Raw genomic sequence first — 8,117 nt, forward strand, 5'->3', positions numbered from 1 at the left:
GGATGGAGCCAGCCACGTTGACGTACGAATCGCAAACCGTATACAAGCACGACGAAGGGGAAGCCGAGGAAGCGTGTGGCGAACTGACCTCCGCCCTCAAGGGCGTTGGCATCACGCTGCCGTCCCTCGGTGTCTCGGTCGGGGAGATTGCCGGGCGGGAGATCGCGCTGGTGGATCTCAGCCGGTGCAACATCCCCACGGCGCGGAAACTCGCCGCCGTACTGCGCGAGTTCGCCGAACGGCGCGACGAGCGGCGCGACGAGTAATCACCTCCGCATCTCCTCACGGCCGGTCGATCGAGATCCCGGCCGTGAGGCGCCCCTCCCCCTGGGAGTGGGAACGGGGAGGGGGCGGCCGCCCGGCCCGAGTCATGGCGGGCCGGGCGGCTACGGCGGGGGAAACGGGGATACCGAGTAATCCGACGTGAGGTACCGCTATGCCGGAAAGCAAGGAAAAGGAAAAAGGCAGCACCGACGACCTGCGGGAAAAGGTGCGGGAAGAGAACCGCCGAAGCGAAAGCCGCCCAAAGTAATGCCCGGCCACCGCAGAAAGCGGCGCTTCCCACGCATCACGGGTGACGGGCAGATCGTCGGAGGGGTCTTCATGACCCTGGTGTGGGGCGGGGTGATGGCCGTTCCCCTGCTGCTCAGCATGACCAAACACTGACTCCCGTACGACCCTCCCTCCCCCTTGCGTCGTACGGGCAGCCGCCCCCGCCACGGGCTCGTTCACAGACACCCACGGCGGGGGCGGCACTCACAGGCTGTCCGGGCCTGCGCACCGCACCGCCCGGCCACCAACTCCCGCACGGTGTGCCCCTCGCGCCCGTGCGGGCGGGGCCGTCCACGCCCTCGGACAGCCCCGCTTCCAGGCCGGTCGCCCTGCCGCGACGCGTCCCCACGCCCCCCGGGACCGTTTGCGGCGGGGCGGCCCTCCCGTCATCAGCAAAGGAGGGCAAGGCACATGGACTTGCGCTTGGCGGCCGGTACTGGCCTTGCCGCGACGACGCCCCCCTGCCTGGATGGAAATTCACCAGGCCCGAAACTCCCGCCCCGGCCCTATCGGGCAGCGCCGGCCGGGGCGGGCGCGGTAGCCGACGAGTGCGGCCGGCCGCACGTGCACCACGTGCCGGGGACCGCCCCCGGCACGGCACAGCCAAGAAGGGAACCCGCAGTGGACCCGGAAAAGCTGAGCACGTTGTCCACGTACGCGGGAGATGAAGAGAACAGCCCAGAGTGAGACCGGCCCCGGCAATGACGGCCAGGAGGGCAACCCCAACCAGGGATGCGGCGACAACTGGCCGTCAACTGGGCGCCATAGCACGGTGATCAACTAGGTGAGGCGGCCCCGCGCTGACAGGCTGCCGGGGTCGCCTCACCCTTGGGAGACCTGCTCCATGCCGAAAGCCATGAACGATCACGGCCGCGTCACCGTGTTCCCCCTGCTGCACCTGTGGCCCGACGTATACGGTGCCGTCGCCTACGCCACGACCGGCCGTTTCGGCGTGGACGCCGTGGTCGGGTATCTCCCCGTCCCAGAAGTCCCCGACGTGCACCTCATGGACGTTGCGGCCCGCCACGCCCCGCAGGCTGTGGAGTGGCTGCTGTGCACCGGATGGTCTTCCCGCGTGGTCCCGAAGCCCGGAACGCTGGATCTTCGCGACGCCGAATGGACGCTGGAGGTGGACGGCACCAGCGAGCCGGCCAAACCCGTCTACGGCCATCAGCGGCTGCACGTCGGCCGCATGACCCTCAAGGACCCGGATCTCCACGCACAGGCATGCGCGGTACTCCGTGGTCGGGTTCCTGAACCTGTAGGAGCGTAATCGCCATGTCCTTGACGGCCCTGTGCGTTTCGTTCCCCGGTGCATTCACCCCGGGCACGCGGGGGTGGCCCGCATCACCTGAGCGCCCTTGCTGAGATCGGCGGACGGGCTCGTCCCCGAGAGCGGCCGGCTGCACGGCGTGGACGGAAGCGGACCCGAAGGCCGTCGATGTGTTCGCCGCGGCCACTCTCCGGATGCATCGCACCGTGGCGGACCGCAATCCTGACGCGTCCTGGCTCAAGGCCATGGCCACGGCCGCCCGGGCATGGGACGACCACCGGGGAGTGACCGTCTGACCCAAGGCCCTGGTGGAGCCGACAGCACATCGCTCCTCGTGGAACTCCGCGCGGAACTCCGGGACCGGGCGTGCTCCGCCCCGGGCCCGGTCCCACGACGTGCCCTCTTCCCCGAGCCGTGAGCCGGGTCGCGGCTCGGTCCACCAACCCGGCGGACCTCTTCGGTCACAGCGCTGGAACCCGCCGGAGAGCACCGCGTGAACGCCCCGACGACTCATACACTGGCGGCCCCGCAGGGAGAGGAAGGCACGTGCGTCCCAAGACCTTCGCCGGCTTCGTCATGGATCTGGCCCGGAACGAGCCGACCACCGTCAGCGTGAAGTCGCTCGCCGAGGCCGGAGACACGAAGCACCCGTTCGGCTTCGTGATCACCACCGACAAGGGCGAGACCCACTGGCAGGTCATTGGGCAACTCCCCGAAGGCGAGCGGCACAAGGAGGACGGGAGCGAACCCCTGGCGGTCGACGGGACCCCGCTCCCCGTGGGCGAGGCCCCGCGCCCGGCGACGACCCGGAGAAATGGCTCGCCTCCCTCGTGACGAACGCCGAGTCCCCGCAGATCGCGTCCGTTGAGCGCTGGTCAGCGCGGGAGGGGAGCCGGTCCGGCCACGTCGGGATGACGGTCACGTTCCACAACACGGCCAAGGTTTTCGTGCGCCGCATCTGATCTCCCTCCCCACAGGCGGGCGGGGCCTTTGCCTCAGGGTCTGTGTGAGGGCGTGACCGATCTCGGGTTCTGTCCCCGTGCGGGGGCGGAACCTGGTGGGACGTCGGTGCGGCGAGATGGCAACTCGTCGATGGGCAGCGAAAGTTCGTCTTGACTAGGCGAGTACGCCTCATCGTCGATGCCGCCCGCAGGGGAAGACGAACCGGCCCCTGGCCGGTGGCGCCGCTCAGTGGTCGGCGGCCAGCCGCCGGACCCGTACGGCCGGTGTGGTGCGTCCGGCCCGCTCCCGTAGGGTGGCCGCCTCGTCCGCCTCCTGCGGCGCGTCCGACGTGCCGTGGCGGCCGTCGGGGCCGGCGGTCAGGGCCGCCTCCTCCAGGAGGCCGCGTACGTTGTGTGCGCGGTAGTAGATGCGGGTGCCCTCCCTGCGGGAGGTGACCAGGCCGGCCGCGCGGAGCTTGGCCAGGTGCTGCGAGGTCGCGGCGACATGCGCGCCCAGCAGCCGGGCCAGCGCGCTCACCGGCAGTTCCTGTTGGCTGAGTGCCCACAGCAGCCGGTAGCGCGAGGGGTCGGCCACCGCCTTGAGCACCGCCACCGCCCGGCCCGCGGCCTCCTCGTCCCACACCTGTTCTTGCGCGTCCATGCAAATATGGTACTGGTGCGAAGGGCTGCCCGCCCCCGCCGGAGGCGGGCCCTCGGGGTATCCGGGGGCGCTCACGCCCCGGTGGTGCCCGCGCGCTCCCGCCACTCCTCGGCGAGGATCGCGTAGACCACCTCGTCGGTCCACTCGCCGTCCAGGTACTCGTTCTGCCGGAAGTGGCCCTCGCGCCGCATCCCCAGCCGCTCCAGCAGCCGGGCGGACGCGGTGTTGCGGCCGTCCAGTTCGGCCTGGACGCGGTGCAGCCGCAGCTCCTCGAAGGCGAGCCGGAGCAGGGCCCGGCTCGCCTCGGTCGCATAGCCGCGGCCGTGGTGGTCCGGGTGGAAGACATAGCCGATGCGGCCCTGGCGGTGCTCCCGGCTGGTCAGCACGAAGACGATGTCCCCGACCAGTGTCCCCGACTCCCGCACGGTCACGGCGAGTTGGAGGGAGTCTCCGCTGTCCCGCAGGGCGGTGTGCGCCGCCTTGCGGGCGAGCGAGGCGCGGGTGCCCTCCGTGTCGAGCGGGTCCCCGTAGAGGTAGCGGTACACCTCGGGGAGCGACCGGTAGGCGTGGACGGCCGCGAAGTCCTCGGTGGGGCGCAACGGGCGCAGGTCGAGGCGCTCGGTGCGCAGCGGGTAGCGCGGGGTGTACGGCAGGGGCGGGGCGGCGGGTGCGGAAGGCGTGGGCATCCGGTCAGCGTACGGAGGCGGGTTGACAGCCGCAGCCGGTTTCCCGCAGGCTTCCACTAGTTCATTAGTGGAATGTGGGAGGGGTGCGATGCGCGGGCCGGCCGGACGGGCCTCAGGACGTACCGCGATCGAGGCGGTCGGCCTCGGCAGACGCCGGCTACGGCGCTGGGAGCTGCGCGACTGCACCTTCCGGCTGCCCGCGGGACGGATCTGCGCGCTCACCGGCCCCGAGGGCTCCGGCAAGAGCGCCCTGCTGGCGCTCACCTCCGGACTGACCCGCCCCACCGAGGGCACCGTCCGCGTCTTCGGGACGGACCCCGCCACACCCCAGGGCCGCGTCCACGTCGCCCACCTCGCCCCGGGCCACGGCCCCCGCCCCCGGGCCACCGTCGCCGAGGCCCTGCGGCCGCGCCCCGGCCACTGGAACCGCGAGCGCGCCGCACGGATCGTGGCCGACGCGGGCATCCCCCTCGACGCCCGCGTCGGCACCCTCGGCCCCGGAAGCCGCACCCGTCTCGCGCTCGCCCTCGCCTGCGCCCGCGACCCCCAACTCCTGCTCCTGGACGAGCCGCTCGACGCCCTCGACCCGACGGTGCGGCACCGGGTCGCCGGGCTGCTGATGGCCCAGGCCGCCGCGTACGGCACCACCGTCGTGCTCTCCTCGCACCGGCCCGCCGAGCTGGACGGGGTCTGCGACTACCTGCTGGTCCTCGGCGGCGGGCGGGTCCGGCTGGCGGGCGAGGCCGACGACGTCATCGGCGCCCACGCCCTGCTCCTGGGACGGCACGAGAACGGCCGGCTGCCCGCCCGCCTCGCCGCCCACACCGTTGTCGAGGCCCGGCCGGCCGGCGACCGGTTCGCCGCGCTGGTCCGGCGCGACGGGCCGATGCCCGGCCCCTGGGAGGCCGTGGAACCGTCGCTGGAGGAGGTCGTCCTCGGGCACCTGCGCGCCCCCGACGCGCCCCCGTTGCTCGCGCCCAGCGCGGAACCGGTCTCCGCGCGCCCGCGCCACCGGCCCGGGGTGCCGGGCATGCCTCGCAACGGGAGCGCGGGCGGCCCCCTCGTCCGCCCGGCCCGGTGACCGCGGGCCCCGTACGCCGTCCCGCCCCTCACCCGAACGGCCGTATCGTCGCTGGTCGGAGCCCTTTCCGGTAGTGCGCCGCTTGCCTGGCCGCCACATCCGCGTTACCGGTGATTCAGACGGCCTTGCAAACATCGCTGAATGCAGCCCGCTGTGCCGAACCTCCCCCACCCGAGGCTCCGTGCCGCCCCGTTTCTCCTCGACGCGCCTGGACACGCCCGGACGCGGAAGAATGAGGACATGAAGCAGGAGTCCAGCGCCCAGGCCCAGGTCCAGCCCGAGAAGCCGGCTCCCGTCGCGCCCCAGCGGGGCACCGGGTCGACGGCCCAGCCGTCCGTGGGAGCGATGTCCGCGCACCGCCCGTACGCGCTCCGCCCCCTCCTGCCCGAGCTGGAACCGGACCTGGACGCCGATCTCGACACGTACCACGAGCGGGGGGTCCCCGGCGCGGACGGCGAGGAACTGCCCGGCGGCCGCTTCCTGGACCGGGAACGCAGCTGGCTGGCGTTCAACGAACGGGTACTGGAACTGGCCGAGGACCCGGCCACCCCGCTGCTGGAACGCGCCAACTTCCTGGCGATCTTCGCCAGCAACCTCGACGAGTTCTTCATGGTCCGCGTCGCCGGCCTCAAGCGCCGGATAGCCACCGGCGTCGCCACCCGCTCCGCCTCCGGCCTCCAGCCCCGCGAGGTGCTGGAGCTGATCTGGACCCGCTCGCGGGAACTCATGGCCCGGCACGCCGCCTGCTACCAGCGGGACGTCGCCCCCGCCCTGGCCGCCGAGGGCATCCACCTCATCCGCTGGCCCGAGCTGACCGACCAGGAGAAGGCGGGGCTGTTCACCCTGTTCCGCCAGCAGATCTTCCCCGTCCTGACCCCGCTGGCCGTCGACCCCGCGCACCCCTTCCCGTACATCTCGGGCCTCTCCCTCAACCTCGCCGTCGTCGTCCGCAACCCGGTCAGCGGCCACGACCACTTCGCGCGGGTCAAGGTGCCGCCGCTGCTGCCCCGCTTCCTGGAGGCGTCCGCGCAGCGCTACGTCCCCCTTGAGGACGTCATCGCCGCCCACCTGGAGGAGCTGTTCCCGGGGATGGAGGTGCGCGCGCACCACATGTTCCGGGTGACGCGCAACGAGGACCTGGAGGTCGAGGAGGACGACGCGGAGAACCTCCTCCAGGCGCTGGAGAAGGAACTCATGCGGCGGCGGTTCGGCCCGCCGGTCCGCCTGGAGGTCGAGGAGTCCATCGACCCCGACGTCCTCGACCTGCTCGTCCAGGAACTGAAGGTGTCCGAGGCCGAGGTCCACTCCCTGCCCGGCCCCCTCGACCTCACCGGCCTCTTCGGCATCGCCGCCCTCGACCGGCCCGAGCTGAAGTACCCCACCTTCGTGGCCGGCACCCACCGCGACCTCGCCGAGGTCGAATCCGCCTCCGCCCCCGACATCTTCGCGGCGCTGCGCGCCCGCGACGTCCTGCTGCACCACCCCTACGACTCGTTCTCCACCTCCGTCCAGGCGTTCCTGGAACAGGCCGCCGCCGACCCCGACGTCCTCGCCATCAAGCAGACCCTCTACCGCACCTCCGGCGACTCCCCGATCGTCGACGCGCTGATCGACGCCGCCGAGTCCGGCAAACAGGTCCTCGTCCTGGTCGAGATCAAGGCCCGCTTCGACGAACAGGCCAACATCAAGTGGGCCCGCAAACTGGAGGAGGCGGGCTGCCACGTCGTCTACGGGCTCGTCGGCCTCAAGACCCACTGCAAGCTCTCGCTCGTCGTCCGCCAGGAGGGCGACACCCTGCGGCGCTACTCCCACGTCGGCACCGGCAACTACCACCCCAAGACCGCCCGGCTCTACGAGGACCTGGGGCTGCTCACCGCCGACCCGCAGGTCGGCGCCGACCTGTCCGACCTCTTCAACCGGCTCAGCGGCTACTCCCGGCGGGACACCTACCGCCGGCTGCTCGTCGCCCCCCGCTCCCTGCGGGACGGCCTGGTCCAGCGCATCACCAAGGAGATCGGCCACCAGCGCGCCGGACGCTCCGCCTTCATCCGGATCAAGGTCAACTCCATCGTCGACGAGGCCGTCATCGACGCGCTCTACCGCGCCTCGCAGGCCGGGGTGGCCGTCGACATCTGGGTCCGCGGGATCTGCTCCCTGCGCCCCGGTGTACCCGGCCTCAGCGACAACATCCGCGTCCGCAGTGTCCTCGGCCGCTTCCTCGAACACTCCCGGGTCTTCGTCTTCGGCAACGGCGGCGAACCCGAGGTGTGGCTCGGCAGCGCCGACATGATGCACCGCAACCTCGACCGGCGGATCGAGGCACTGGTCCGCGTCGCCGACCCCGCCCACCGCGCCGCCCTCAACCGGCTGCTGGAGACCGGGACGTCCGACTCCACCTCCTCCTGGCACCTGGGCCCGGACGGCGACTGGACCCGGCACGCGGTGGACGCCGACGGCGCACCGCTGCGCAACGTACAGGAAATGCTCATCGACGCCCGGAGGCGCCGGCGTGGCCCAGCGACATGACCTGCCGGCCGGCCCGGCCGGACTCATCGGTACCGGATACGAGCCGGCGGGAGCGCACGGCGCCCGCGCCGCCGTGGTGGACGGACCCGCGCCCCCCGCGGAGGCGCCGCCCGGCGCCACCGCGGGCGAGGTGCTCGCCCGCCATCTGCACCGCCGCTCGGCGGACTTCCTGCGCCATCTGCGCGTACACCGCGACAGCGGACCGGACGCGGAGACCGCCGAGGAGGCCGCCCGCCAGCTGCGCAGCGCGGCCCGCCGCATCAGCGCCCTCCTGTACACCTTCCGGCCGCTGACCGAAGAGGTCTGGGCCGACCAACTCCGCACGGAACTGGGCTGGCTGTCCGGCACCCTCGCCCGCGAACACGCCTGCGCGGCCCGCCGCGACCGGCTGATGACC

The 8,117-nt window shown here is 72.3% G+C and carries 8 protein-coding genes; 6 read left to right on the forward strand and 2 right to left on the reverse strand.

Features of this window, described 5'->3' with window-relative positions:
• Window positions 1–17: 17 nt before the first annotated feature.
• The 3 genes from AC51EU_RS06665 to AC51EU_RS06675 all read left to right on the forward strand — a co-directional run bounded on the left by AC51EU_RS06665 (window position 18) and on the right by AC51EU_RS06675 (window position 2,659).
• Complete coding sequence (locus tag AC51EU_RS06665; RefSeq protein WP_496265726.1) at window positions 18–266, forward strand: hypothetical protein; 249 nt, start codon at window positions 18–20, stop codon at window positions 264–266.
• Window positions 267–1,396: 1,130 nt separating this feature from the next.
• On the forward strand, window positions 1,397–1,825 hold the full coding sequence (locus tag AC51EU_RS06670) for a hypothetical protein (protein ID WP_496265727.1): 429 nt from the start codon (window positions 1,397–1,399) through the stop codon (window positions 1,823–1,825).
• 546 nt (window positions 1,826–2,371) lie between these two features.
• Window positions 2,372–2,659: a hypothetical protein gene (locus tag AC51EU_RS06675; protein WP_496265728.1), complete on the forward strand. Its 288-nt coding sequence runs from the start codon at window positions 2,372–2,374 to the stop codon at window positions 2,657–2,659.
• Window positions 2,660–3,013: 354 nt separating this feature from the next.
• On the opposite strand, the gene AC51EU_RS06680 is transcribed toward AC51EU_RS06675, so the two are convergent.
• A complete protein-coding gene (locus tag AC51EU_RS06680) occupies window positions 3,014–3,427 on the reverse strand; it encodes an ArsR/SmtB family transcription factor (protein ID WP_496265729.1) in 414 nt (137 codons plus the stop codon).
• Window positions 3,428–3,498: 71 nt separating this feature from the next.
• Complete coding sequence (locus AC51EU_RS06685) at window positions 3,499–4,113, reverse strand: GNAT family N-acetyltransferase (RefSeq protein ID WP_496265730.1); 615 nt, start codon at window positions 4,111–4,113, stop codon at window positions 3,499–3,501.
• An 88-nt stretch (window positions 4,114–4,201) separates the two neighbouring features.
• Here AC51EU_RS06685 and AC51EU_RS06690 point away from each other — a divergent pair, with 88 nt between their 5' ends.
• From AC51EU_RS06690 to AC51EU_RS06700, 3 genes are all read left to right on the forward strand, one after another.
• The gene (locus AC51EU_RS06690; protein WP_496265731.1) at window positions 4,202–5,194 is read left to right on the forward strand and encodes an ATP-binding cassette domain-containing protein; all 993 of its coding nucleotides are present in this window, start codon (window positions 4,202–4,204) and stop codon (window positions 5,192–5,194) included.
• 240 nt (window positions 5,195–5,434) lie between these two features.
• Entirely contained in the window at window positions 5,435–7,720 is a 2,286-nt protein-coding gene (locus tag AC51EU_RS06695; protein WP_496265732.1) for an RNA degradosome polyphosphate kinase, read from the forward strand.
• On the forward strand, window positions 7,704–8,117 hold a 414-nt coding region (locus AC51EU_RS06700), incomplete at its 3' end, for a CHAD domain-containing protein (RefSeq protein ID WP_496265733.1). The genes AC51EU_RS06695 and AC51EU_RS06700, both read left to right, overlap by 17 nt.

Source organism: Candidatus Streptomyces philanthi (assembly GCF_059553635.1).